Origin of the sequence: Nostoc sp. DedQUE02 (assembly GCF_034531035.1) — a bacterium.
In the GTDB taxonomy this organism is placed as follows: domain Bacteria; phylum Cyanobacteriota; class Cyanobacteriia; order Cyanobacteriales; family Nostocaceae; genus Nostoc.
Map to the genome: position 1 here is coordinate 1 of NZ_JAVRBY020000145.1, position 1,444 is coordinate 1,444.

A 1,444-nucleotide genomic window follows, 5' to 3' on the forward strand; every position below is an offset into this window, starting at 1 on the left:
TTGGGCATTGGCGACTGGGGATGAGACGGACTGCGATCGCACTTCTGCACAACCAATAGCCGCCGATGGGATAAGGTAGTGAAGCTAATAGATATCAGTACAAATTGCGATCGCTGGCCTTAGTTTGGCGATCGCCTGCTTTATTGGAGAAAATATGACCACTGCAACCAAAGAAACCACCACGGTTCAAGACCTGATTCAAGAATTACAAAACTTTCCCAGTGATGCACCTATTTGCCTGACTGATGGCTATGGTGAGACATTTACCATTGTTGCGTTCGAGGCTGGGTCTGACGCGGTGAATATCGTCATCTCTGACGTGAACGATGATGACGATGACGGGCGGCGATAAACTTAGTTATTCGTCATTCGTCATTGGGCATTGGGCATTGGGCATTGGAAAATGGGGAATGGGGAATGGGGACGCCAGGAGTGAATCAACTTTTCGATCTCACTTGGTGGCTCTCTTACACTGCTTAATGAAACTCAGTTTCATTAGCTCATCCATGATTTTTACAATTTTCACTCATCACCTTCAAAAATAATTTCTATCCTATCCAGAAAAACCTAGATAAATCAATGATTTCAGCTTTCGAGGGAGCTTCAAGCAGCCCCGGCGCGCTCGCACCCTTGAGAGGCCCGCACGGCGAAAATCATTATTGAGAATGCCTGACACTACTGAGTTGACGAGCGTGGTAGCAGCATGATAGGTTTTTCTCATGATGTGGAACGCTTCTAATCCACTCACAGCGAACAAAAGCCAAAATGTGGCTATTGTTGGACTTGCCTATTGGCGATAAGTCCCCAAAAAAATGCGATCGCAATCCCTCACAGATTGCGATCGCATTTTAAAATGTTCACTGCATGAACATAATCCCTACAATGGCGCAAAATCGTTCTCAAAAAGTGTCCAGTCCGGTTTTTTTGTTCGGAGCAGCATAGGGAGTTAGGAATTAGGAGCGCCAGGAGCGGATTAATTTTTCAATCTCCACCGGGGTTAATCCATCTGCGATCGCAATCTCAACCTCCCCCTTCCTGTGCTGCGCCAACTGCGATCGCACATTCCCCCCGGTGATATGCCGATGCTTAATCTTCCCCTGGGCCTTCCAGCAATAGCGATAGTACAGATGATCTTTGCGGTTAGAAGGGCAGTACTTTTCTACCCAGTGAAGATGTTCTGGAACGGCTAAAATGTGTTCTGGAACATCGGTATAGTCTCCCAATCCTGGGGTTTTTTGTTCTGGAACAGGATTTTTGGTATCACGTTCCAGAACACTCTTGCGGCGATCGCCCCCGGTTTTTTGCGAGTGATTACTGATTAATTGGCTTGAGTCTGTGTCCTGTTCCAGAACACGGGTTGATTTGCGATCGCCATTGGTTTCATCCCAGTAAGAATCGTAACTAGGGTGCAGGGGGGAAGGGGGAGCCGTTGCAACTGACTCCA

General features: G+C 47.3%; 2 protein-coding genes. One reads left to right on the forward strand and one right to left on the reverse strand.

Going from position 1 to position 1,444, the window contains the following annotated elements:
* Positions 1 to 154 precede the first annotated feature (154 nt).
* Positions 155 to 352 carry a hypothetical protein gene (locus RMX98_RS36220; RefSeq protein ID WP_409881993.1) on the forward strand — a complete coding sequence of 66 codons (198 nt, stop codon included), beginning with the start codon at positions 155 to 157 and terminating at the stop codon, positions 350 to 352.
* 601 nt (positions 353 to 953) lie between these two features.
* On the opposite strand, the gene RMX98_RS36225 is transcribed toward RMX98_RS36220, so the two are convergent.
* On the reverse strand, positions 954 to 1,444 hold a 491-nt coding region (locus RMX98_RS36225), incomplete at its 5' end, for a hypothetical protein (RefSeq protein WP_409881994.1).